The sequence below is a fragment of the Homoserinimonas sp. A447 genome, from assembly GCF_054489325.1.
Map to the genome: position 1 here is coordinate 2,478,992 of NZ_JBTMWW010000001.1, position 20,782 is coordinate 2,499,773.

At 65.6% G+C, this 20,782-nt stretch carries 23 protein-coding genes and 1 tRNA gene; 16 read left to right on the plus strand and 8 right to left on the minus strand.

Annotation, left to right across the window (positions count from 1 at the left end):
- Nucleotides 1–115: 115 nt before the first annotated feature.
- The 4 genes from ACX3O0_RS12120 (at nucleotide 116) to ACX3O0_RS12135 (ending at nucleotide 3,550) form a co-directional block, all read left to right on the plus strand.
- Entirely contained in the window at nucleotides 116–1,540 is a 1,425-nt protein-coding gene (locus ACX3O0_RS12120; RefSeq protein WP_459107891.1) for an MFS transporter, read from the plus strand.
- A gap of 96 nt (nucleotides 1,541–1,636) precedes the next feature.
- Nucleotides 1,637–2,122, plus strand: a complete 486-nt coding sequence (locus ACX3O0_RS12125) for a hypothetical protein (protein ID WP_459089197.1) — start codon at nucleotides 1,637–1,639, stop codon at nucleotides 2,120–2,122.
- A gap of 70 nt (nucleotides 2,123–2,192) precedes the next feature.
- Nucleotides 2,193–2,984: an isocitrate lyase/PEP mutase family protein gene (locus ACX3O0_RS12130; protein WP_459107892.1), complete on the plus strand. Its 792-nt coding sequence runs from the start codon at nucleotides 2,193–2,195 to the stop codon at nucleotides 2,982–2,984.
- Nucleotides 2,985–3,118: 134 nt separating this feature from the next.
- Nucleotides 3,119–3,550: a MarR family winged helix-turn-helix transcriptional regulator gene (locus ACX3O0_RS12135; protein ID WP_459107893.1), complete on the plus strand. Its 432-nt coding sequence runs from the start codon at nucleotides 3,119–3,121 to the stop codon at nucleotides 3,548–3,550.
- Here the strand turns inward: ACX3O0_RS12135 and ACX3O0_RS12140 are convergent.
- Nucleotides 3,543–4,172, minus strand: coding sequence for a TetR/AcrR family transcriptional regulator (locus ACX3O0_RS12140; protein WP_459107894.1), 630 nt, complete (start codon nucleotides 4,170–4,172; stop codon nucleotides 3,543–3,545). The two genes, ACX3O0_RS12135 and ACX3O0_RS12140, sit on opposite strands and share 8 nt — an antisense overlap.
- Before the next feature lie 66 nt (nucleotides 4,173–4,238).
- Between ACX3O0_RS12140 and ACX3O0_RS12145 the strand changes: the two genes are divergently transcribed.
- Nucleotides 4,239–5,105 carry an alpha/beta fold hydrolase gene (locus ACX3O0_RS12145; protein ID WP_459107895.1) on the plus strand — a complete coding sequence of 289 codons (867 nt, stop codon included), beginning with the start codon at nucleotides 4,239–4,241 and terminating at the stop codon, nucleotides 5,103–5,105.
- Between the two features lie 20 nt (nucleotides 5,106–5,125).
- Here the strand turns inward: ACX3O0_RS12145 and dcd are convergent, their stop codons facing one another.
- Complete coding sequence (gene dcd, locus ACX3O0_RS12150) at nucleotides 5,126–5,707, minus strand: dCTP deaminase (RefSeq protein ID WP_459107896.1); 582 nt, start codon at nucleotides 5,705–5,707, stop codon at nucleotides 5,126–5,128.
- Between the two features lie 110 nt (nucleotides 5,708–5,817).
- Between dcd and ACX3O0_RS12155 the strand changes: the two genes are divergently transcribed.
- Nucleotides 5,818–6,108 (plus strand): TFIIB-type zinc ribbon-containing protein, encoded by a 291-nt coding sequence (locus ACX3O0_RS12155; RefSeq protein ID WP_459107897.1) that lies wholly within the window; start codon nucleotides 5,818–5,820, stop codon nucleotides 6,106–6,108.
- Between the two features lie 10 nt (nucleotides 6,109–6,118).
- Here the strand turns inward: ACX3O0_RS12155 and ACX3O0_RS12160 are convergent, their stop codons facing one another.
- Nucleotides 6,119–6,700, minus strand: coding sequence for a helix-turn-helix domain-containing protein (locus ACX3O0_RS12160; protein ID WP_459107898.1), 582 nt, complete (start codon nucleotides 6,698–6,700; stop codon nucleotides 6,119–6,121).
- A gap of 85 nt (nucleotides 6,701–6,785) precedes the next feature.
- On the opposite strand from ACX3O0_RS12160, the gene speB reads away from it, so the two are divergent.
- The 5 genes from speB (at nucleotide 6,786) to ACX3O0_RS12185 (ending at nucleotide 10,398) form a co-directional block, all read left to right on the plus strand.
- On the plus strand, nucleotides 6,786–7,727 hold the full coding sequence (speB, locus tag ACX3O0_RS12165) for an agmatinase (RefSeq protein WP_459107899.1): 942 nt from the start codon (nucleotides 6,786–6,788) through the stop codon (nucleotides 7,725–7,727).
- Between the two features lie 46 nt (nucleotides 7,728–7,773).
- On the plus strand, nucleotides 7,774–8,181 hold the full coding sequence (locus ACX3O0_RS12170) for a YybH family protein (protein ID WP_459089213.1): 408 nt from the start codon (nucleotides 7,774–7,776) through the stop codon (nucleotides 8,179–8,181).
- A 32-nt stretch (nucleotides 8,182–8,213) separates the two neighbouring features.
- A complete protein-coding gene (locus tag ACX3O0_RS12175) occupies nucleotides 8,214–9,611 on the plus strand; it encodes a purine-cytosine permease family protein (protein ID WP_459107900.1) in 1,398 nt (465 codons plus the stop codon).
- A complete protein-coding gene (locus ACX3O0_RS12180; protein ID WP_459107901.1) occupies nucleotides 9,611–10,249 on the plus strand; it encodes a cyclase family protein in 639 nt (212 codons plus the stop codon). Before ACX3O0_RS12175 ends, ACX3O0_RS12180 begins: the two co-directional genes overlap by 1 nt.
- Before the next feature lie 75 nt (nucleotides 10,250–10,324).
- Nucleotides 10,325–10,398, plus strand: a tRNA-Gly gene (locus ACX3O0_RS12185).
- 22 nt (nucleotides 10,399–10,420) lie between these two features.
- Here ACX3O0_RS12185 and ACX3O0_RS12190 read toward each other — a convergent pair.
- From ACX3O0_RS12190 to ACX3O0_RS12200, 3 genes are all read right to left on the minus strand, one after another.
- Nucleotides 10,421–11,017, minus strand: a complete 597-nt coding sequence (locus ACX3O0_RS12190) for a class I SAM-dependent methyltransferase (RefSeq protein WP_459089219.1) — start codon at nucleotides 11,015–11,017, stop codon at nucleotides 10,421–10,423.
- Between the two features lie 499 nt (nucleotides 11,018–11,516).
- A complete protein-coding gene (locus ACX3O0_RS12195; RefSeq protein ID WP_459107902.1) occupies nucleotides 11,517–14,123 on the minus strand; it encodes a DUF4062 domain-containing protein in 2,607 nt (868 codons plus the stop codon).
- 80 nt (nucleotides 14,124–14,203) lie between these two features.
- Entirely contained in the window at nucleotides 14,204–15,388 is a 1,185-nt protein-coding gene (locus tag ACX3O0_RS12200; RefSeq protein WP_459107903.1) for an MFS transporter, read from the minus strand.
- Between the two features lie 55 nt (nucleotides 15,389–15,443).
- Between ACX3O0_RS12200 and ACX3O0_RS12205 the strand changes: the two genes are divergently transcribed.
- Together ACX3O0_RS12205 and ACX3O0_RS12210 are read left to right on the plus strand one after the other, a co-directional pair.
- Nucleotides 15,444–15,848, plus strand: coding sequence for a MerR family DNA-binding transcriptional regulator (locus ACX3O0_RS12205; RefSeq protein ID WP_459107904.1), 405 nt, complete (start codon nucleotides 15,444–15,446; stop codon nucleotides 15,846–15,848).
- A gap of 40 nt (nucleotides 15,849–15,888) precedes the next feature.
- Complete coding sequence (locus ACX3O0_RS12210) at nucleotides 15,889–16,338, plus strand: nitroreductase family deazaflavin-dependent oxidoreductase (protein WP_459107905.1); 450 nt, start codon at nucleotides 15,889–15,891, stop codon at nucleotides 16,336–16,338.
- On the opposite strand, the gene ACX3O0_RS12215 is transcribed toward ACX3O0_RS12210, so the two are convergent.
- On the minus strand, nucleotides 16,310–17,467 hold the full coding sequence (locus ACX3O0_RS12215; RefSeq protein ID WP_459107906.1) for a YncE family protein: 1,158 nt from the start codon (nucleotides 17,465–17,467) through the stop codon (nucleotides 16,310–16,312). The genes ACX3O0_RS12210 and ACX3O0_RS12215 overlap by 29 nt on opposite strands.
- Nucleotides 17,468–17,627: 160 nt before the next feature.
- On the opposite strand from ACX3O0_RS12215, the gene ACX3O0_RS12220 reads away from it, so the two are divergent.
- From ACX3O0_RS12220 to ACX3O0_RS12230, 3 genes are all read left to right on the plus strand, one after another.
- On the plus strand, nucleotides 17,628–18,386 hold the full coding sequence (locus ACX3O0_RS12220; protein ID WP_459107907.1) for an SGNH/GDSL hydrolase family protein: 759 nt from the start codon (nucleotides 17,628–17,630) through the stop codon (nucleotides 18,384–18,386).
- Nucleotides 18,387–18,487: 101 nt separating this feature from the next.
- Nucleotides 18,488–19,396: a cation diffusion facilitator family transporter gene (locus ACX3O0_RS12225; RefSeq protein ID WP_459089231.1), complete on the plus strand. Its 909-nt coding sequence runs from the start codon at nucleotides 18,488–18,490 to the stop codon at nucleotides 19,394–19,396.
- Nucleotides 19,397–19,415: 19 nt separating this feature from the next.
- Entirely contained in the window at nucleotides 19,416–19,916 is a 501-nt protein-coding gene (locus tag ACX3O0_RS12230) for a GNAT family N-acetyltransferase (RefSeq protein WP_459107908.1), read from the plus strand.
- On the opposite strand, the gene ACX3O0_RS12235 is transcribed toward ACX3O0_RS12230, so the two are convergent.
- Nucleotides 19,913–20,740 (minus strand): DUF72 domain-containing protein, encoded by an 828-nt coding sequence (locus tag ACX3O0_RS12235; RefSeq protein ID WP_459107909.1) that lies wholly within the window; start codon nucleotides 20,738–20,740, stop codon nucleotides 19,913–19,915. The genes ACX3O0_RS12230 and ACX3O0_RS12235 overlap by 4 nt on opposite strands.
- Nucleotides 20,741–20,782: the final 42 nt, after the last annotated feature.

Below are 20,782 nucleotides of genomic sequence, written 5' to 3' on the forward strand. Positions count from 1 at the left end.
TCACACATAGGCCATGACCGCGCGGCTCGGTTCGATGCTCGACAGCCTCCCGCTGTTGCGGGCTAAGGTGTCGCCAAGCCACCAATTGTTTACCCCACACCACTAGCCTGTGGGCATGACAAACGAGTCCCCTGACAATGGCGTCACCGCGACCGGCAAGCACATCCCGGCAACAGCTAACTCGGGCGCTATCGCCACGATGGGCCTCGAGCTGCAGGAGGGGCGCGTCATCCCGCGCAAGCAGGTGTTCTCCTGGGCACTCTGGGACTGGGCCAACCAACCGTTCAACACGGTCATCCTCACCTTCATCTTCACCGCCCTGTACCTGACGACGGATGTCTTCATCGACCCCTCGGTGGCGGCGCTCGGCAAGGATGACCCCGCCTACGACCGCGCCATCGCCGAACTCACCAGCGGACTCGGCCTCGCCAACACCATCGCCGGCGTGCTCGTCGCCCTCATCGCCCCGGTACTCGGGCAGCGCTCCGACGGCACCGGCCGCCGCAAGCGCTCCCTCGCCATCAGCACCGGGCTCGTCGTGCTCTCCATGGCCGCCCTGTTCTTCGTCGAAGGCACCCCGTCTTTCTTCGCCCTCGGCGTCGGACTGGTCGCCGTCGGCAGCGTCTTCAGCGAGATCGCCGGCGTGCACTACAACGCCATGCTCGTGCAGGTCTCCACCCCGAAAACCGTCGGCAAGGTCAGCGGCCTCGGCTGGGGCTTCGGCTACCTCGGCGGCATCCTCGCCCTGGTGATCGTCGTCGTCGCCTACACCGCCGACTGGTTCGGGCTTCCAGAGGACAACGGCCTGCCGTTCCGCATGGTGGCACTCGGATGCGCGGTGTGGACGATCCTCTTCTCCATCCCCATCTTCCGCAACGTGCCAGAACTCCCCGTGACCGACCAGGGTGAACGGGTCAACTTCTTCCAGAGCTACGTGCTGCTCGGCCGCCACATCGTGCGACTGTGGAACACGACCCGCACCACGTTCTGGTTCCTCCTCGCCAGCGCGGTGTTCCGCGACGGCCTGGCCGGCGTGTTCGCATATGGCGCCGTTATCGCATCCACCGTTTTCGGATTCGAATTCCTCGAAGTGGTGGTCTTCGGCATCGCCGCCAACCTGGTCGCCGGGGTGTCCACCATCTTCTCCGGCCGCTTCGACGACAAGTTCGGGCCGAAATCCGTCATCGTGGTCTCGCTCATCGGCTTGGTCATCACCGGTCTCGCGGTCTTCTTCCTCCGCGACCTCGGCGACGCCACCTTCTGGATCGGCGGGCTCATGCTGTGCCTGTTCGTCGGCCCCGCCCAGTCGGCCAGCCGCTCATTCCTGGCGCGGGTCACCCCGGCCGGCCGCGAAGGCGAGATCTTCGGCCTCTACGCGACCACCGGCCGCGCAGCATCGTTCCTCTCGCCCGCGCTGTGGACGATACTCATCGTCGCGTTCGGCGCGACCGCCTGGGGCATCCTGGGCATCGTCGCCGTGCTGTTCGTCGGCCTCATCCTGATGCTGTTCGTGCGCACCACCGAGCAGACCCGACCGTAACGAAGCTGGCGACGCCCTGCAGGGCATCCGGATGCCGACGGGACGCCTCGCGAGAAATCCTCCGGATGTCGGTGGCCCAGGAATAAGCTGACGCGTATGTACACGTTGATGATTTTTCTCCACGTACTGGGCGTCATCGTCTTCGCCGTGGGGCACGGGACATCCATTGCGGTCGCCTTCCGGATGCGCCGGGAGAGCGAGCACGCCCGCATCGCAGCCATGCTCGACGTTTCGGCATGGAGCGCGCACCTCATGTACGCGGGGCTCTGGCTCACCATCATCCCGGGTGTCGTTCTCGGATTCATGGGCGGGCTGTGGGGCGAGTGGTGGCTGTGGGTGTCCATCGTGCTGCTGGTGCTGGTGATCGGCGCGATGTACGGCATCGCCTCGCCGGCGTTCAGCCGGCTGCGGTTCGCCACCGGGGCGAAGATGACGGATGCCTCGCGCAAGAAGGTCTCGGGGCTCGGAACCGAAGGGGTTGTGGAGGGACTCGCCACCTCCTGGCGCCCCGCCGCCCTCGCCCTCATCGGCGGCGTCGGGCTGGCGGTCATCCTCTGGCTGATGATCGCGCAACCCAGCTGATCGGCGTGGTTCGAGCGCTGACCGCGTCACGGGACTGGCGAATGTCGGCCGGGAGCGGGAGAGTGGAGGTATGACTACATCGCAGGCCCAGAAAGCCGACCACCTCCGCTCGCTGCACATCCCCGGCAACCCGCTCATCGTCACCAATGTGTGGGATGCCGTCACCGCCCGCATCGTCGCCGGAGCACCCGGGGTGAAAGCGCTCGCCACAGCCAGCCACTCCATCTCGTTCGCGCATGGGGTTCCGGATGGCGAAGGGCTCACAGTCGACCAGGCCCTGGAAGCAGCGCGCGTGATCATCAGCGCGACCGAGCTACCGGTGTCCGTCGACTTCGAGAAGGGGTATTCACCGGATGGCTCGCGCCTGGAAGAGAACATCGGCCGCCTGATCGAGGTGGGCGCCGCCGGCCTCAACATCGAAGACAGCGTCGGACCGCCCAAGGCGCCCCAGTTCGAGATCGACACCGCTTCATCCCGCGTGGCATCCGTTCGCTCGGCCGCTGATAAGGCGGGAGTGCCGCTCGTCATCAACGCCCGCGTCGACACGCTGGCCGGAGGCGGAGAGTGGGACGAAGCCATGACCCGCGCCAACGCGTACCTCGACGCGGGAGCCGACGTCATCTTCATGCTCGGCCTCGGCGACGAAGACAAGGTGAAGCGGGCACTCGACGAGATCAACGGCAAGGTGTCCGTGATCTCGAACCCGTCGTCCGTTCCGTTGCAACGGCTCGCTGACCTCGGAATCTCACGGGTCAGCTTCGGGCCGTTCAGTCTCGGGTTGACCCTCGCACACCTGCAGGCGGCAGCGACTCAGCTGACCAAGCTGGGCGACTACCCGGAAGAACTCGGGTTCAAGTTCTGACCCGTGCGGGTTGAGTAGCGCGCCAGCTCGTATCGAACCTGGCGCGTGGTTTCGAAACGCGCGCTTCGCGCACTACTCAACCCACAGAGGTAGGAGTCGTTGATTCGGGCGATGAGCGCGCCTAGGGTCTAACCATGGCTGCTAATCGTCCCATCGGGTTCTGGCTGAAGCTCGTCGACCGCCTCATCGATGAGCGTTTCGCCGCCATCATCGAAGAGCACGGGGTCACCCGTCGCCAGTGGCAACTGCTCGGGGTCATGGAGCCGGGCAGCGCCACCGTGGAACAACTCGACCAGGCGATCGCGCCGTTCATCGAACCGGGAAGCGACGAGAGTGCCGCCGAACACCTGGCCGAGCTGATCGACAGTGACTGGATCACCGTCGACGGCCCGGTTTACTCACTCACCGAACGTGGCCGCGCTGCATTCGGCCGACTGCAGGAAGTGGTCGACGCCCTGCGCGACCAGACCGGTGAGGGCCTCACCCAGGAACAGTACGAGACCACCCTCAGCGCACTCGAGCGGATGGCGGTCAACCTGGGCTGGCAGGGCTCACCGGTCAGCTGATCTGCGAAGCGTCCGCGCCCAGAGCGATCAGGCGGTCACGGATGGCGCTTCGCGCGAGGTCGTAGTAGCGGGCGGATCCGTGGAGAAGCGACGCGATATTGGCGCCGTCCATGATCGCCACGATTTCGAACGCCAACTGCTCGCCACTCTTGAGCTGAGGCAGCGCCGGCTGCGCAAGGCCGGCTGCCCGCTCGATGAAAGCGAGCCACTCCTCGTCGATTACGGCAAGCGCGTCGCGCACCGGCCCCGGCTTCGACCCATTCTCTGCGCTAACTGCCCGAAAGAAGCATCCGCCCTCGAAGATGCGCTCATCGGAGTAGTCGAGCCAGAGCTCGCAGATCGCCCACAACCGCGGCAGTCCACGCTGAACGCGCAGCGCAGGCTCGATGACCGTGCTGATGAATACCGATCGCGCCGCCTGGATGGTTGCCAGCTGGAGGTCGAGCTTGTTGCCGAAGAGGGCGATGACGCCGCTCTTGCTGGCGCCGAGGTCGGCGGCGAGCTGACCGATCGAGAGCCCCCCGAGACCCTCGGTTGACGCGAGCTGTACCGCCCGGTCGAGCACCGCCTGGCGGGAGGCATTGCCTCGGCGTTTCCGGCCATCGACCTCAATCGCTGACATGCTTCCTCCCTCCGAAAGTTAATAGTACGATCGTTCGTATTCTATTATCGCACGTCTGGAGAACCCATGCCGAGCTTGACCCCTGCGGTTAACGCCTTCCGTCTGATGCAACGCGTATCGACGCCACTCGCCGCGGAAGCAGCCTATTCGCTCTGGTTGTCTACCGGGAAGCGAAAGCGCGTGCATCCGCTGGAACGTGCCGTCATCGAGCAGGCGACCACATCGACGATCCGGGTGGGCCGGAGCCGCATCGCTGTCTACACCTGGGGCACCGGTTCGCGGCCCGTGCTGCTGGCTCACGGCTTGCAGGGTCGCGCGGCAGAGTTCGCCGAGATCGTGCGGGAATTGCGCGCCCAAGACCTCACCATTATCGCTTTCGACGCACCGGGCCACGGTGCGTCGAGCGGGCGGAAGCCGGACATCCGCGACTTCGCCGACATCATCGATGTGCTCGGGCGGAAGTACGGCACGTTCGAGGCGATCGTCGCCCACTCCTTCGGCACCGCGGCTGCGGCGCTCGCGATCCGCAACGGCACGCGCGCCCATCGCCTGGTCTCGATAGGCGGCGTGGCAGAACTGGACTACCTGGCCAGCAGTTTCGGGCGGATGCTCGAGCTCAGCCCGCACACCATCGCTGGCCTGAGGCGGCGAATCGAGCAACGCCGGTTCCGCACGGTTCCGGATGTCTGGACGGCCCTATCGCCGATTACCGCACCGCTCGGGCGGCCGCTGTTGGTCATCCACGACCGGGACGACCTGACAGTGAGCTTCGATCAGGCGGAAGTGCTGGTGGCCGCGCATCCGCACGCTGCCACGTTGTTCACCTCGGGGCTCGGTCACCACCGCGTGCTGCGCGACGACCAGGTGCTGGATGCGATCGGTGAGTTCGTGAGCGAGCCGCTGTCGGCGACCGTCGCGACCACCGCTCACTGAGGCCGGACTCAGCGCACCGTCTAGCGGTCAATGAAGGTGCGGTGGAAGTTCTGGAACGAGCGCGACGCTGTTGGCCCACGCTGGCCCTGGTAGCGCGACTTGTAGTCGGCGGAGCCGTACGGCTTCTCGGCCGGTGAGGTCAGCCGGAAGAAGCACATCTGCCCGATCTTCATCCCCGGCCACAGCTTGATCGGCAGGGTGGCGACGTTGCTCAACTCGAGGGTGACGTGGCCGGTGAAACCGGGGTCCACGAACCCGGCGGTCGAGTGGGTGAGCAGGCCGAGGCGACCGAGCGACGACTTTCCTTCGAGACGTGCCGCAACATCATCCGGTAATGACACCTGCTCGTAGGTGGAGCCGAGCACGAACTCGCCGGGGTGCAGGATGAACGCCTCACCGGCGTCGACTTCGACGAGGTGAGTGAGGTCAGGCTGGTCTTCAGCCGGGTCGATGTAGGGGTACTTGTGGTTGTCGAACAGGCGGAAAAACCGGTCCAGGCGCACGTCGACGCTGGACGGTTGAACCATCTCCGTGTCGTGGGGGTCGAGGGCGATTCGCCCCGATGCGAGTTCCGCCTTGATGTCGCGATCCGAGAGCAGCATGCACTCGAGACTACTGGAATCCGGATGCTCGGCTGTCCGGCCGCTCGCACCAAACACGCAACTCGCGTTGCCTAAAATTCTCCAAGTTCCCATTCCCAGGAGGTCGTCCAATGAAGTGTCCGAATGATGCAGCCACCCTTGTCATGAGCGAGCGCAGTGGAGTCGAGATCGACTACTGTCCCGAGTGCCGTGGGGTCTGGCTCGACCGCGGCGAGCTGGACAAGATCCTCGAGCGTGCGGCAACCTCGGCGGCCCCTGAGCCGGCCAGGAACGCTGCACCGAGGTTCGACGACCGCAGTCGCGGATTCGAGCCCGACTACCGCGACGACAACCGGGGAGTCTCCGGCTACGGGCACGGTCGCAAGAAGAAGGAGAGCTGGCTCAGCGAGCTGTTCGACTAGACAGCCCGCCTCATTCCCCTCTCCACGAAGCCGGGACTATGGTCCACACGACTTCGGCACCGAGAACAGGATCAGCCTTCCAGTTGTGCGGCTCACGGCCGGGGAAGGTGAGTGAGTCTCCCTCCTCCAGCGGGATGGCCCGGTCGACGAACCGAAGGGTGATCGCTCCCTTGAGTACGTGCAGCACCTCCACCTCGCAGCTGATCGTATAGAAGGCGTCGCCGCCATCCGCCGCAGGTTCCATCTTCGACCGGATGATCTGCACCCGTGACTCATTACGCGGCGAGATCAGGCGTTCGTCCACGCCACGACCACCGAGGTTGATGTGGGGCGCATCGCTCAGCGAAATCTTGACGGAATCAGGCTCCGCGAAGAGCGCCCCGATCTCCAGGGACAGCACCTGGCAGAGCTGCAGCAGCGTGGCGACGCTGGGGGAGGTCTCGTCGCGCTCCAGCCTGCTCAGGAAGCCCTTGCTCAGGCCCGCCGCGCGAGCGACCTGCTCGAGCGTGAACCCCTGCGCCTTCCGCGCCCCGCGGATGCGCGCTCCAATGGCTGGCTGCTCAATGCTGGGCGATGGCGAAACAGGCTTCAACGGTACTCCTCGCGCTCTTGACCCAGTCGACAGATCGGTTTAGGGTTGCCTCAAGTTTACTACTGATTATCGAAAGTTGACCACCATGCAACAGCCAGTCGGACCGGTTGATGCGAGCATCGTTCCTCGCTTTGCCGGTATTGCGACCTTTGCCCGCCTGCCCCGGCTGGATGACGTCGAGCGCGCCGACGTGGCGATTGTGGGCGTCCCCTTCGACAGTGGAGTGAGTTACCGCCCTGGGGCTCGGTTCGGTCCTGCGCATGTGCGGGAAGCCTCGCGGCTCCTGCGCCCATATAACCCCGCCCAGAGCATCTCTCCGTTCGCGGTACAGCAGGTCGCGGATGCCGGAGATATTGCCGCCAATCCGTTCGACATCGATGAAGCCGTGCGCGACATCGAAGCGGGGGCGCTGGAGTTGGCAACTCGTGCGGACAAGATCGTCACGATCGGCGGCGACCACACCATCGCGCTGCCGTTGCTGCGGGCAGTCGCCAAGAAGCACGGCCCGGTAGCTGTGCTGCACTTCGACGCGCACCTGGACACCTGGGACACCTACTTCGGCGCGCCGATCACGCACGGCACACCGTTCCGCCGCGCGTCGGAGGAAGGGCTGATCGACCTCACTGCGAGCATGCATGTGGGAACTCGCGGGCCGCTGTACGGCGCCGAGGACCTCTCCGACGACAAACGCCTTGGCTTCACGATCGTGACAAGCGAGGAGATCGAGGAGCGCGGCGTGGAGGCGGCGATCGAACGCATCCGCGCCCGAATCGGCGACAAGCCACTCTATGTCTCCATCGACATCGACGTCCTGGACCCGGCCCATGCCCCCGGCACCGGCACCCCGGAGGCCGGCGGACTCACCAGCCGTGAACTGCTGCGAATGGTGCGCTCACTCGCCGACCGAAACATCATCGGCGCCGACGTGGTGGAGGTGGCCCCCGCCTACGATCACGCCCAGCTCACCGCTGTCGCCGCCAGCCACGTCGCCTACGAGCTGATCAGCGCGATGGCGCCGCGCAACTGACACCGTACTTTCGACACACCCGGTCACGCATTCAAAGGAGCAGGCGATGAGCACACGAACCCCCAGCGAGCAGGAAGTTCTGGACGCGGCATCCGCCATCGTCGCAGCCTTCGCCGCCACCGACCGGGATCGCTACTTTGCCGGCTTCGCCCCGGATGCGACCTTCATCTTCCACACCGAGCCGGCGCGAATCGACAGCCGCGCCGAATACGAGCGCCTGTGGTCCGGATGGGTCGACAGCGGATGGCGGGTGCTCGAATGCGCATCAACGCAGCCTGCAGTCCAGTCGTTCCCCGGCGGCGCAGTATTCAGCCACAACGTCTTCACCCGCGTTGAGGCCGACGGCACCGAAGATGCGTATCGCGAACGGGAGACCATCGTGTTCCGTGCCGATGGCGACCAGCTGGTGGCCATGCACGAGCACCTGTCCCCTGCGCCGGAATCCGGATCCTGATCCCCCAACCGCCTACCGAGGAGACTGAAGCAATGTCGCTCTACACCCGAATCAACCGTCGCGTTGAAGCACAATCCGATGGGGGCGGACCCGTACGAGGAACCTATTCGCTCCTTCGCATCGGAATGATCTGGCTGGCAGCCAACCTGGTGGTGACCACCCTGCTCACAGGAACGCTGTTCGTTCCTGGTGTCGACTTCGGAACCGCATTCCTGATGATCGTTGTGGGCACCGTGGCCGGGGCGATAGTCCTCACCTCCATCGGAGCGATCGGCACGCGCACCGGACTGCCCACCATGGCACTCACCCGTGGCGCGTTCGGCACCCGGGGCAGCTTGCTCCCGGTGAGCGCCAACGTGATCATTCTCATGGGGTGGAGCTGGGTGCAGGCCATGCTCGCCGGGATCACCGTCGACTTCCTGATCAACAGCCTCACCGGTTACTCCAACCCGATCCTGTTCGCGGTCATCTGCCAGAGCATCGTCGTCATTCTCGCGATCCTCGGGCACGAGGGCATCGCCAGGATCGAACCGTGGATGGCGGTCCTCATGCTGGCAATCATCGCGTGGATCTTCGTCACCGCGTTCAGCACCTTCGACCTGGTCGATTTCCAGGCGGTCGAGGTTGACCCGACACTCGGCTTCACGCCGATCGTGGTACTCGACATCGTGATTGCCACCGCGATCTCCTGGACAGTGCTCTCCGCCGACTTCAACCGCTTCGCCCGCACCACGAAAGCGGGCGTCATCGGTTCCGGCATCGGCTACACCGTCTCCACCGTGACCTCGATGACGCTCGGCCTCACCGCCTTCGTCTTCGTGTTGCTCTCCGGAGACGAAGCTGCTGCTTTCGATCCAGGAACGATCGTGGGTGCCTTCGGCGCTCCGCTGGCCATCGTGATCTTCCTCTCGGTGATGGCGACGAACACCATGGTCGTCTACGGAATGGTCACCTCCGTGGTCAACGCCAAGGTCGGCAGCAGGCTGAAGTTCCTGCCCACCGCGCTGGTGCTCGGCGTAATCTCCATAATCGGGGCCACCTGGATGGGCCTCCTGAACCAGTTCACCGACTTCCTGGTGATGATCGGAGCCTTCTTCGTCCCGGTGTTCGCCATCATGATCGTCGACTACTACATCGTGAAGCGCGCCGCCTACACCCAGGACATCCTCGCCGCCGGTGGTGGGCGGTACTGGTACAAGGGAGGAGTCAACTGGATCGCGGTCGTGGTGTGGGTCATCGGAGCCGCCGTCTCCTACCTGTGGACCTACGTGTGGCCGCTCCCGATCGGGGCGACGATACCGGCGTTCGCGCTCTCCTTCGCGATTTACCTCCTGGTGATGCTGCCCGAAAGGGCGCGGCACGAGGGCGTACGCAGCGAGCATTTGGCCGGAAAGGTCGATGGCGAGGTCGCGCCGAGCACGGCAGCTTGATGCGAGAGCTGAGTCATCGAATCAGTAGCGGGATGCAGGTGTATCCCGGCGACCCGGCCGTCACGCTGGAACCGGCGCTTACAGTTGAGCGCGACGGGGTGGACGTTGCCATGCTCCACCTCGGGTCCCACACCGGCACCCATCTCGATGCGCCTTCGCACACTGTGGTCGGTGGCCGCACCACGGGATCGATCAGTCTCAATGAGCTGGTCGGAGAGGCCTTGGTCGTCCACCTGCCGGAGTTGGCGTCGCGATCGACCTATGGAGTCCCTGAGATAGCGGATGCTCTGGGCGCGATCCCGAAGACTGTTCCCGCCATCGTCATCATGGACACCGGCTGGGCGCGACACTTCGGCACTGACGAGGCGCTCGCCCACCCGAGTCTCGACCCCCATGCAGCTGCAGAGCTGATGCGGCGCGGCATGAGGTTACTGGCCGTCGACACGCTCAGCCCCGACCTGACCAGCGGTGACGCAGCCGATTTCCCGGTGCACGAAGTCGTGCTCGGTGGCAACGCCCTCATCGTCGAGAACCTGACGGGCCTCGAGGGGCTGCCCGAGCGCATCCGCGTGGGCTTCTTTCCGTTGCCTATCGACGCGGACGGCGCACCAATGCGCGCGGTGGCCTTCGACAGCTAGCAGTGGCACGCCTTCCTGCTGGTTCAGGTCATCTCCGGCCATGGCTACAATTGACTGGTCCGGTCCGCCGGATGCGCGGATGTAGTTCAATGGCAGAACTTCAGCTTCCCAAGCTGATAGCGCGGGTTCGATTCCCGTCATCCGCTCCAATCCTTGCGAACAACCGGATCTTCATGTGCGCCGAACAAGGAGTGCGCCGTGCGGACGGTAGCCGGGACCTGTTCGGGTGTGTGTCTCGATAATCTCGAACCCAACGCTTTCAAGCTCCCTGCCCAGCTCGGCCACTGGCCAGCGGTAGGCGGTCACCACAGCGTGCGCAAATGTTTCGAGTGACGAGCCCTCGAAGAAACCAAGGAGCAACGTGCCTCCCGGCTTTATGACCCGGGCAAACTCAGTCAGAGACACGACCACAGTCTCGGGCGGCTGGTGGATCAGCGAATACCAAGACAAGATCCCACCCAGGGCAGCATTCGGCGCCCCAAGCTCATCGACGCTTCCAGTCCGAAACCGCACTCCTGGGAACTGCGCGCGAGCGTGAGCGATGAACTCGGGCACGATGTCGACACCCTCGACGTCAACACCGTTCTCCGAAAGGTAGTTCGTCCAATGCCCTGGCCCGCATCCAGCATCAATTACGGGTCCGACGACTGATTGCCCCCAACTGTCCACGAGCTGACGGTCTGAGGGATGCACGGCCGTCATCGTTCCGAGACGTTCGGCATACTCCGCTGCCCGCGCTGAATATGCGCTCCGCACTTTGATCTCCACTCGATCAAGGCTATTTGGCTGGCATAACCCAGCCGTCGCGCTGCTCCTCGCATAGGGCTAAGGAGCAGCCGTTGGTTGTTCCGGCAATGGACCCGTTTGTCTGGTGAAGGAATGCAGTGCTTCATCTACGCTCATCAGCGCTCACGGTCCGCGAGGCGGCTGACTACCTGTTTCGACATCCTCCTGGTGTCGCTCATCACCCTTCTCTTCGCCGTGGCGTCGTGCCACCTGATCAAGAAGCGTGCGCGCGGTTTGCCCGGTACCGAGTTGCGTGTGGTTCGGGTGTTGCCAGCACAAGGCCGGTTTCCGCGAGCCGCAGCATGGCCTTCCGGATTCCGTTCGGGTTGCCAGCTCCAGCGAGCCGTGCGACCTGTCTTCCGGTGAAGTCGGTACCGGCGCGCGCGAGCACCTCGACTGCTGCAGTCTGCGACAGCTGCAGGAGTGCTCCAAAGTTGTCACGCTCTGGTGCACACTTGACCACTCAGATGTACAAGAGGGGCTAAAGCAGCATCGTGTCCTGGCTCGCAACGCCACCCAACGCGAACCGTACCGCTTCCTCGATCGACACCTCGCCACCCTCGGTGCGCACGCGCTGCAACTCTTCGGCGTCCTCCCCGGCGAGGATCGGTGCCAAATAGTGCTCATGGAACGAGAACCGGGTCGCCGAGTGCAGGCCGGTCTGGTTCCGCAAGGCTTCGGATGCTCGCAGCAGCCGGCCGGCGCGACCGACATCCCGCTCGGCGGCCGCTATGGCGGTGAGCCCCTCCAGCCCGTAGGCGACACCCTCGGCATGCCCGAGCCGCGCCGCGGTGGCGAGGCTCTCCTCAAACAGCTTCCGAGCATCCGCCCGGTCCCCCTTCACCATCGTCGCCCAGCCCAGGTGGTGGAGCGCAATCGCCGTTCCCAGATCGTCCCTCCGAGCACGGGCGAGGGCGAGACTGGCCTCGAACTGGTTGATCGCCTCATGCAGGGCTCGCCTCATCAGCGACACCCGACCGAGCGTGACCAGCGCCATGGCCTCACCCCAGTCGTCGCCGATACTCCTCAGCACGTCAAGGCTCTCTTCCAGCGTTCGCGTCGCGCGCTCCGGGTCCGGTGGCTTCTCCGCCAGCCCGGCGAGGCCGAGGAAGATGAGCGCCATCCCCTCCCCCTGCCGATCTCCCACCCGTTGGAAAAGCTCGACGCACTCCGTGAGCCCGGGCGCCACCGACTCGGTCGAGTCGTGCCACAACCTGATCGACCGGGTGAAGTACAGCGCGATCGCCTTGGTGCGATCCGGCAGCAAAGCCCCTTCCGCTGCCAGTACATCCTCCATCCACCCGCGAACCTCGCCCAGCAGCCCACCGACCCACCAGTAGATGAGCAGTGTCCAGGTGAACTCGGCGAGCGCCTCGTAATCGCCGGAGTCCAGGTAGTAGCGGGCCGCAGCCCGCAGGTTGTCCCGGTCGACATTGAGCAGCTCGATCGCGTCACGCAGGCCCGCGCTCTCGAGGTCCAGCTCCAGCGACTTGGCCAGCCTCGAGAAGTACGCGGCGTGCGCCGCCCGAGTCGCGGCGAGCGCCCCGGACTCCCCCAACTGTTCCAGCGCATACTCGCGCACCGTGGCGAGCATCGAGAAGTACGGCTGGCCCCCGCGATCCTGCTCCCGCACCAGGCTGTTGTCGACGAGCATGCCCAGCGCCGTCATCGCATCCGCCCCATCGTCGCTCGGCGCCAGCGCCTCCAGCGCCTCCAGCGAGAACCCCCCGGAGAAGACGCCCAGCCGTGCGAGCAGTCGTTTCTCGTCGCGCTCCAGCAGCTGCGTGCTCCACTCGATGGTGCTGCGCAGCGTCTGCTGCCGCGCCGGCAGGTCACGTGCACCGCCGGCCAACAGGGCGAGCCGCTTGTCCAGCCTGGAGAGCATCGACTGCGGCGTGAGCATCCGGATGCGCGCCGCCGCCAGTTCGAGCGCGAGCGGCACCCCGTCGAGCGCCACGCAGATCGCCGTGACGGCTGCAGTGTTCGCCGAGTTCAATTCGAAATCCGGCTTCACCGCGCGGGCCCGCTCGACGAAGAGGGCGACGGATGCCGAAACCGCACCCGCTCCCGCGTCGTCACCATCACCCGGAAGATCGAGTGGCCCGACCTCGACAGTGTGCTCCCCCGACACCCGGAGCAGGGTGCGACTGGTGACCAGGAACTTCACCCCCGGTGCGCTCGCCAGCAGCGCCGTGAGGATCGGCGCCGCCGGCAGCACCTGCTCGAAGTTGTCGACGACGATCAGTGCGGTGCGATCTTTCAGCGCCGTCTTCAACTTGTCAATCACCGCTTCATCGCCGGTGTCGAGCACCCCGAGCGCCTCGGCAATGAGGTTGGGGACCAGCGCCGGATCCTGCACCGGGGTGAGGTCCACGAACACCACCTCACGCTCGCCGCGCTCACGCTCCCGGTAGGCGACCGCCGTGGCCACCCGGCTCTTCCCGATGCCGCCCGGCCCGATCAGGGTGACCAGCCGCACCGGATCCCGCCGAAGCAGCCTCTCCACGGTGGCCAGCTCGCCGTCGCGGCCGATCAGCTCGGTCAGCGACGCCGGGATGGGTGACTGCACCGCACGGGGAGGTGGCGGTTCGGATGCCAACACAGGGCGGCTCTGGTCGAAGCGTTCGGCCAGCAGGGTGGCGAGATCCGCTTCGATCAGTCTGCGCAACTCCTGCGGGGTTGAGAAGTGCTTGAACGATGCCCGGTCGTCGTCTCGCACGCGCGACAACAGCTCGGAAAGCCGGTCCTCCCGGGCACCGGCCGATTCTCGGATGTAGATGAGCTTGGGCAGCGACCCGGCAAGGTTGTACTCGTCCTCGAGGCCGGACACCACCTCATCCGGGGCCACCCAGCCGTAGCTGTCGCCATAGATCCCAACGAACACATCACTCTGCTGGAGGTAGGCGCGATACAGTTCGCGCGGCGGATGCGGCCGGGCCCCCAACTCGAACATCACCGGGGCGAGGTGCAGCCGCTCCACCGCGGCGCGCGTCACCCTGCGTTCGGGCGCCAACTCCCTCAGGGTGGAGCTGATGAAAACCCGAATGCGCTGGTCGGGCGTGCGTATGACACCCGGCGTGGGGTTCATGAGGTAGATTCTGCGCCGATCCGCGCGTCAGGTCCATATTTAATTGCGCCGCGGCTCCGGCGTTGTCGAGCCTTCCGCTCTTAGCGTCCGGCGAACAACCGCGACGCGCTGACGGATGCCACGGCGAGAATCGCCAGGACACTCGCGACGAGGGCGGCCCCGGTCAGCCCGATCGTGCCTTCGAGCAACCCACCCAGAGTCGCACCAGCGGCGATACCGCCGTTGAAGAACACCACCATCAGGGCACTGGCCGCCCCGCGTAATGCTGGCGACGCCACCCCGAGCATCCGCGCCTGCAGCATCGCCGGCAGTCCGCCGATGGCGAGCCCCCACACCACGATCGCGGCCACCACGGTCGGTGTGCTCTGCGGCGCGAGGCCCAGAGCGGCGAGCGCTATCGCAAAGGCGACCGTCATCGTCACGAGAGCGACTACTGGCCAACGGTCTGCAGTGATCGCCGCGATCACCAGTCCGCAGATCCCTGCTCCTCCGAAAACAAGGAGCAGCCCACTGATCCACGCCGGGTCGAGCCTGGCAGCATCCGTCAGATAGGGGGAGATATAGGTGAACACCGTGAAGCTGGCGGCCGCGGTGAACGTGCAGGCGATTGCCGCAGCCAGCACCGCCCAGATCGAGTTGTCGATGCGTCTACCGCTGCGGACAACAGCGCCAGCGGAGGCCGGAAGACGACGCTGAATGACGGCGGCTACCAGCCCGAGCAGCACCGCGAGGGTGCCGAACACGATTCGCCAGTCCGCGACCTGGCCGACCAGGGTGCCGAGCGGGATGCCGACGACCGTCGCCGCGGACGCTCCGGCACTGACCATGGCGACAGTGCGGCCCGAGACGCTCGGCGGAACCAGCGACGTCGCGTAGACCATCACAATCGACCAGAAGGCTCCGTGTCCGACAGCTGCGACGACCCGCGACGCTACCGCGATTTCGTAAGTGGGGGCCATCGCCGTCACGGCGTTCGAGGTCGCCATCACTGCGAGCGCTACGACGAGGATGGTTCGGCGGTCCACCCGCGCGGTCAGGTGAATCACCGGCAGGCTGACGACGATGATGGTGACCGCCCAGAACGAGAGCAGCAATCCGATGGCGGATGCCGACACCGAGAATTCGGCACTCATGGCCGGAAGCAGCCCTGCCGGGATCATCTCGACGGTGACGGTCGCGAAGACCCCGAAGGCCAGCGTGAGGAGGGCGAACCAGGGCGTTCGTATCGTCGCCGCGACTGGGAGCGCAACAGTGGTTTCAGTCATGGCTTCACGCTAAACTTTGACATCAATGTGAAGGTCAAGCGGTTGGGAAATAACGATGAGAATTGGCGAACTCTCGCGACGAACAGGCGTGCCGACCCGGATGCTGCGGTACTACGAAGAGCAAGGCCTGCTCACCTCGGAACGCAGCCCCAACGGGTACCGCGAGTACCCCGAAACCGCCGCCGAAGGCGTTGACCTGGTTCGCGGGCTCATCTCCTCCGGGCTCCCCACCAAGCTGATCCGCCTGCTGATCGGCATGGACGGCGTCGAAGGCGGGGAACTCGCCCGTACCTGCACGCGCAACCTCGCCCAGACCCTGACGGCCGAACTGTCGTCCCTCGAATCGAAGATCGACTGCTTGAGTCGCAGCCGCGACACAGTGCGGAACTTCCTGGCGCGCACGCGTCACGCCGAAATGCTGGGCGACGCCCGCCTGGTGCTCGGGCCGGATGCCACCTAGCCCTCCGGAATATCGCAGGCGCCTGCCGGTTGTACCAACCATGCCACTACAAGGGGAATACGCACCGAGCACTTCAGGTTGGGCCCGCGAACAGGCGGAACTCTACGAGAGCTCGGGCGGAACCGAGGGAACCACCCTGCGCGGGATGCCCGTCGTGCTGCTGACCACCGTGGGTGCGAAAAGCGCCAAGTTGCGCAAGACACCGCTCATGCGCGTCGAACACGGCGGCGAATATGCTCTGGTCGCGTCCCAGGGTGGCGCGCCGAAGCATCCGGTCTGGTACTTCAACCTGCTGAAGCACCCGCTGGTCGAGCTTCAGGACGGGCCGGCACGCGGCGACTACACGGCACGCCTCGTCGAAGGCGAAGAGAAGGCGGTGTGGTGGGAGCGGGCAGTCGCGGCGTTCCCGAACTATGCGGACTACCAGCAGAAGACGGAGCGCGAGATTCCGGTCTTCGTGCTCACGCCATTGGACGAATCCGGCGCCTGACTCCCTGTCGTGCCCCCACCATCAAGAAGCCCCCGGCAACCAGCAGGAGCGCTGCGGCTGCCGCCCAGGGGGCGAACTCCAACCCGGTCGGAGGCAGCTCCGCGGGGGTGGCCGGCGCTCCCGGAGTGACGGTAGGTGGCACCACCGCGGCAAGCACCACCAGAGAGTTAGGCTCGCTGGTGGCGTAAAGGGTGTTGGTGGCGACGTCTACGGCGACATCGCGACCGATACCACCCAGAGCCACCACCGAATCGACGACGTTTGTCAGCCCGTCGATCACGGCGAGGCTGCTGCCAGCGATGCCCGAGACGAAGACGGCATTGCGGGTCGCGTCCACAGCGATACCGAAAGGTTCATCCCCCACCGGCACGGTGACAGGCGCCAGGGCGCCCGTCACATCCAGCACCGTCACGGTGTCGTCACCGACGTTGGCCACGTAGACCATGCCGGTTGCCTCGTTGACGGCGACACCGAATGGTGCACCTCCGACAAGTACGATGTTGTTCACGGCAAGGTCTGCCCCCCTCAGCACATAGAGCCGGTCATTCACGTAGTCGGTGACATAGACCAAGTCAGTCGTCTCGTTCACCGCGACGCCGGTCCCTTGTGAGGAGGGGAGGAGCTGCACTTCAGTGATCGCCTTCGTGGCGGCGTCGATCGCCGACATGGTCGTGGTCAGGTGAGAGACATAGACCGTGTTGGTTGTCTCGTTCACAGCGATCGCATAGGGCCAGTCGGCGACATCGATATTGTCGATGACAGTATCCGTCACCGCATCAATCACGGATACGGAACCGCCGTCGTGGTTCATCACGTAGACCAGATTGGTGACGGTGTTTACCGCGATCGCCGCCGGCGTGTTACCCACGTTCACCGTCGCAGTCACCACGCCGGTGCTCGCATCGATCACCGAAACTGTGCCGTCAGCCCGGTTTGCGACGTAGAGCTTGTTCATCCCAGCGTGTAGTTCGACCGCAGTAGGCGTGTTGCCCACAGTGATGGTCGAGTCGACCTGGTAATCCGAGGTGGCGGCGTACGCAGCCGACGGCGCGAGAACGACCGTCATTGCACCGACGGTGAGTACGGCGACGAGGGCGCGCATCGCGACGGCACGGGTTGAGGTTCTCATGGGGCTCCAGGTGGGCGAGCAGATCGGGGGCAAACCAACGATTCACCGTCCCCAGAAGGAAACGCAGCGCGCAAGGTTGTGGGTGAACTCTACTCGATTGTGCCGGGGCTGCATCGGCAGAGCCATGCCCCAACTCAGGGGACTGTGGTGGAATCTACGGATGCATGAGTTCTCCAGCTACGTCGCCGTCGGTGACAGCTTCACCGAGGGGGTCGGGGACGAGCTTCCGGACGGGCGTGTGCGCGGCTGGGCAGACCTGGTCGCGGTCGGGCTCGCCTACGCGTCCCGGGAACCGGTGTTGTACGCGAACCTCGCCATTCGCGGCCGGCTCCTCGCGCCGATCCTCGACGAGCAGCTGGACGCCGCGCTCGCGTTGAAGCCGGCGCTGCTCAGCATCAACGGCGGCGGCAACGACATCCTCCGGCCCCGCGTCTCCATCGCCCACGTCGCCGACCAACTCCTGGAGGCGGTCGACCGGGCCACCGATCAAGGCATCCATGTCGTGTTGGCCAGCGGTGCCAACCCGTCAGCCCACATGCCGCTGGGCGCGATGGTGCAGGCCCGCGGGGAGCAACTGGCGCAGGGCATCCGCGACCACCTGCCGAAAGAGAACGTGACCTTCGTCGACAACTGGGCGGATGCTGAACTCGGCGACTTGAGGTACTGGTCGGCGGACAAGATCCACCTGAACTCGCGCGGTCATGCGCGGGTGGCCAGCAATGTGCTCGAGGCCCTCGGGCTGCCCATCCCGCAGCCGGGCCACGACCCGGACACCGAGGAGCCGCGGATGCGCAGCGCCGCCTATTGGCGCCAGTACGTGCTGCCGTGGATCGGGCGGCGGCTCACCGGTCGGTCGTCCGGCGACAACCGCGAGGCGAAGATCGCCACGCTGCAGCCGATCGAGCTGCCCGAGGCGTAAGAGCACCGCGGCTATCATCGTTAGATAGCGACCGAGCCGAACTGCTCGAGTTGCTGCACTCCGCGGAGACCCCTCGCCGCGGCTTCGCACAAGGACAACGGATGACGCACACCCACTCGGTCCGGCAAACGCACCGCACGAGACTGGCCATCGCGTTCGGCATCACCGCCGTCATCCTCGTCGCCGAAATCATCGGCGCCATCCTCACCGGAAGCCTCGCCCTGCTGGTCGACGCTGCACACATGCTCACCGATGCGGGCGGGCTGCTGCTCGCGTTGATGGCGGCGTCCCTCTCGCTGCGCCCGCCCAACTCTCGCTACACCTGGGGCCTGCGCCGCACCGAGGTGCTCGCCGCCACCACCCAGGCCGCCATCCTGTTGGCCGTCGGAGTCTATGCGCTGGTTGAGGGCATCATCCGCCTCTCCTCGCCGCCGGAGGTTTCGCCGACCGGCCTGCTGATCTTCGGGGTCATCGGCCTGGCCGGCAACCTTGCCGCCATCGCGGTGCTGAACTCGAGCAGGTCCGCGAACCTGAACCTGCGCGCCGCCTTCCTCGAGGTGGTGGTGGATGCCCTCGGCTCGGTCGCGGTCATCATCAGCGCGATCGTCATCGCAGTCACCGGGTGGACCGGGGCGGATGCCATCGCCGCCATGCTGATCAGCGCGTTCATCATCCCGCGCGCGCTCCTGCTGCTGCGCGAGACCTCGCACGTGCTGCTAGAGGCCGCACCCCGTGGTCTCGACCTCGACGAGGTGCGCGAGCACATCCTGCGCGTGCCGCACGTCGTGTCGGTGCACGACCTGCACGCCTCGCAGATCGCCACCGGACTGCCGACTCTCAGCGCCCACGTTGTCGTCACCGAGGAGTGCTTCCACGATGGTCACGCCTCCACGATGCTGGCCGACCTGCAGGCCTGCGTCGCCGACCACTTCGAGCTGAGCATCGAGCACTCCACCTTCCAGCTGGAGTCGGAGGACAGCCACCCGCACGAGCACGCGGCGCACGACTAGTCATGTGAGAATTAGGGTCGTGCAAGCCCTCCCCACCCCACTCGTCGACAACCGTTACCTGCTGCGCAAGGCGACCGCTTCGGACGTCGAGTCGATCGTCAGCCTTCTCGTCGAAGACACCCGGCACGCGGCGATCGAGACTATTGCACCGGAATCGCGGGACGCCTACCTGCAGGGCTTCCGCCGTGTCGACGCGGATGCCGCGCAGCTGCTGGTCGTCGCCACCGACGATGCAGAAGGGGTCGTCGCCACCATGCAGTTGTCGTTCATCCCCGGCCTCTCCCGAGCGGGTTCGACTCGACTGCAGATCGAGGCCGTGCGGGTGCGTTCCGACCATCGGAGCAACGGACTCGGCGGCGCCATGATGCACTGGGCGATCGCCGAGGGGAAACGGCGCAACGTCGGACTCGTGCAGCTGACCTCTGATGCGTCGCGAACGGACGCCCACCGGTTCTACGACCGGCTCGGTTTCGTCGCCTCGCACGTCGGCTACAAGCTGGACCTCGGGCTGAATTCCTAGCCCTCCGCCAGCCGTTTCGCCAGCGCCATGGCATCGTATGGCGCCCGCACCTTGATGTCGTTGTCGAAGTACACGTACGAATCGCGACCGGATGCCAGCCAGCCACGCACCGTCTGAGCCCACCGGTCGATCGCCTCATCGTCGTAGCCGCTCTCGTAGAGCACCTTCTCGCCGTGCAGCCGGGCGTAGGAGAAGTCGGCGGTCTGGCGGGTCAGCCGCGGCCACTTCCCGGCGGTGTCCGCGACGACGGATGCCACGTTGTGGCGTTCCAGGATGGCGAAGAATTCCGGGGTGTCGAAGCTGTGGCTGCGCACCTCGAGCGCGTGCCGGAGGGGGCGGTCGGCATCCGTCTTCACGAATTCGCGGCGATCCAGCCGCTCGTCGTGGTCCTGCGCGAGGCGCACCGCGGCATCCGTCGACCTTGGCAACTGCTGCAGGAACTGGTCGACCAGGTCGGCATCGAAGGTGAGCTTCTCGGGAAGCTGCCAGAGGAACGGGCCCAGCTTCGGCCCCAGGGCCAGCACGCCGGACGCGTAGAAGTTGGCGAGCGCCGCGTGCACATTCCTGAGGCGGAGCAGGTGGGTGATGAAGCGGCCGCCCTTCACTGAGAAAACGAAATCGTCGGGAGTCTCATCGCGCCAGGCGGCGAAGTACTCCGGGCGCTGCAGGGAGTAGAACGTGCCGTTGAGCTCGATGGTGTCGAGTTGCCGGGAGGCGAACTCGAGCTCACGCCGCTGCGGAAGGCCCTTCGGGTAGAAGTCGCCGCGCCACGGAGCGTACCGCCAGCCGGAGATGCCGACGCGGGCGACCGGATGCTCGTTCACGCCACCGACGCTAACCGCCTTCGCCCCGAGCTGACTCTCCTG

Excerpts from the sequence above, each read along its gene's own strand:
- ACX3O0_RS12120 (WP_459107891.1), top strand. The coding sequence starts at position 116 with ATGACAAACGAGTCCCCTGACAATGGCGTCACCGCGACCGGCAAGCAC.
- ACX3O0_RS12125 (WP_459089197.1), top strand. The coding sequence starts at position 1,637 with ATGTACACGTTGATGATTTTTCTCCACGTACTGGGCGTCATCGTCTTC.
- ACX3O0_RS12130 (WP_459107892.1), top strand. The coding sequence starts at position 2,193 with ATGACTACATCGCAGGCCCAGAAAGCCGACCACCTCCGCTCGCTGCAC.
- ACX3O0_RS12135 (WP_459107893.1), top strand. The coding sequence starts at position 3,119 with ATGGCTGCTAATCGTCCCATCGGGTTCTGGCTGAAGCTCGTCGACCGC.
- ACX3O0_RS12140 (WP_459107894.1), bottom strand. The coding sequence starts at position 4,172 with ATGTCAGCGATTGAGGTCGATGGCCGGAAACGCCGAGGCAATGCCTCC.
- ACX3O0_RS12145 (WP_459107895.1), top strand. The coding sequence starts at position 4,239 with ATGCCGAGCTTGACCCCTGCGGTTAACGCCTTCCGTCTGATGCAACGC.
- dcd (WP_459107896.1), bottom strand. The coding sequence starts at position 5,707 with ATGCTGCTCTCGGATCGCGACATCAAGGCGGAACTCGCATCGGGGCGA.
- ACX3O0_RS12155 (WP_459107897.1), top strand. The coding sequence starts at position 5,818 with ATGAAGTGTCCGAATGATGCAGCCACCCTTGTCATGAGCGAGCGCAGT.
- speB (WP_459107899.1), top strand. The coding sequence starts at position 6,786 with ATGCAACAGCCAGTCGGACCGGTTGATGCGAGCATCGTTCCTCGCTTT.
- ACX3O0_RS12170 (WP_459089213.1), top strand. The coding sequence starts at position 7,774 with ATGAGCACACGAACCCCCAGCGAGCAGGAAGTTCTGGACGCGGCATCC.
- ACX3O0_RS12175 (WP_459107900.1), top strand. The coding sequence starts at position 8,214 with ATGTCGCTCTACACCCGAATCAACCGTCGCGTTGAAGCACAATCCGAT.
- ACX3O0_RS12180 (WP_459107901.1), top strand. The coding sequence starts at position 9,611 with ATGCGAGAGCTGAGTCATCGAATCAGTAGCGGGATGCAGGTGTATCCC.
- ACX3O0_RS12195 (WP_459107902.1), bottom strand. The coding sequence starts at position 14,123 with ATGAACCCCACGCCGGGTGTCATACGCACGCCCGACCAGCGCATTCGG.
- ACX3O0_RS12200 (WP_459107903.1), bottom strand. The coding sequence starts at position 15,388 with ATGACTGAAACCACTGTTGCGCTCCCAGTCGCGGCGACGATACGAACG.
- ACX3O0_RS12205 (WP_459107904.1), top strand. The coding sequence starts at position 15,444 with ATGAGAATTGGCGAACTCTCGCGACGAACAGGCGTGCCGACCCGGATG.
- ACX3O0_RS12210 (WP_459107905.1), top strand. The coding sequence starts at position 15,889 with ATGCCACTACAAGGGGAATACGCACCGAGCACTTCAGGTTGGGCCCGC.
- ACX3O0_RS12215 (WP_459107906.1), bottom strand. The coding sequence starts at position 17,467 with ATGAGAACCTCAACCCGTGCCGTCGCGATGCGCGCCCTCGTCGCCGTA.
- ACX3O0_RS12220 (WP_459107907.1), top strand. The coding sequence starts at position 17,628 with ATGCATGAGTTCTCCAGCTACGTCGCCGTCGGTGACAGCTTCACCGAG.
- ACX3O0_RS12225 (WP_459089231.1), top strand. The coding sequence starts at position 18,488 with ATGACGCACACCCACTCGGTCCGGCAAACGCACCGCACGAGACTGGCC.